Consider the following 630-nt stretch of genomic DNA (forward strand, 5'->3'; position numbering starts at 1 on the left):
CAAGGTAGCCCTAGGGGAACCTGGGGCTGGATCACCTCCTTACGTAAAGAAACACACATTAAGTATTTGCGTAGCAAAAACTTAACCCGAGAGTAGATTTGCGTAGCAAATGTGCGTCGGAGCAATGAGTGCCCACACAGATTGTTTGATTAGAAAGTAGAAGAGATTAGATAGACTTTTTATTGGGTCTGTAGCTCAGTTGGTTAGAGCGCACCCCTGATAAGGGTGAGGTCGGCAGTTCGAATCTGCCCAGACCCACCAAAATCACACTAGTACTGCGTTATAAAGCGCGTCGTTTAGTGAACTAAACGTCCTTGCTTTATGCCTTGTTCTAGCATGATTTGGTAACAAATAAAAAACTATCTATACCATGTTGGGGCTATAGCTCAGCTGGGAGAGCGCCTGCCTTGCACGCAGGAGGTCTGCGGTTCGATCCCGCATAGCTCCACCACTCATTCTTAATAAGAATAAGTGTCCGACATGTTAGAAGCCTTAGATAAGTTATCCTATTTATCTAAGGCTTTTTTTAACGAAAAAGTCTGCTCTTTAACAATTAGGAAAGCTGATAAATGTTCTTATTTATCGCACAAAAACAATGGCACTTTGGTGTTGATTGGTGTGATAAATAAA

2 tRNA genes are annotated in these 630 nt (G+C 42.4%); both read left to right on the plus strand.

Going from position 1 to position 630, the window contains the following annotated elements:
- Positions 1-184 precede the first annotated feature (184 nt).
- Positions 185-261 (plus strand) — tRNA-Ile (locus H5084_RS19285).
- Between the two features lie 114 nt (positions 262-375).
- Positions 376-451 (plus strand) — tRNA-Ala (locus H5084_RS19290).
- Positions 452-630 lie beyond the last annotated feature (179 nt).

Origin of the sequence: Psychromonas sp. SR45-3, assembly GCF_014163575.1 — a bacterium.
In the GTDB taxonomy this organism is placed as follows: domain Bacteria; phylum Pseudomonadota; class Gammaproteobacteria; order Enterobacterales; family Psychromonadaceae; genus Psychromonas; species Psychromonas arctica.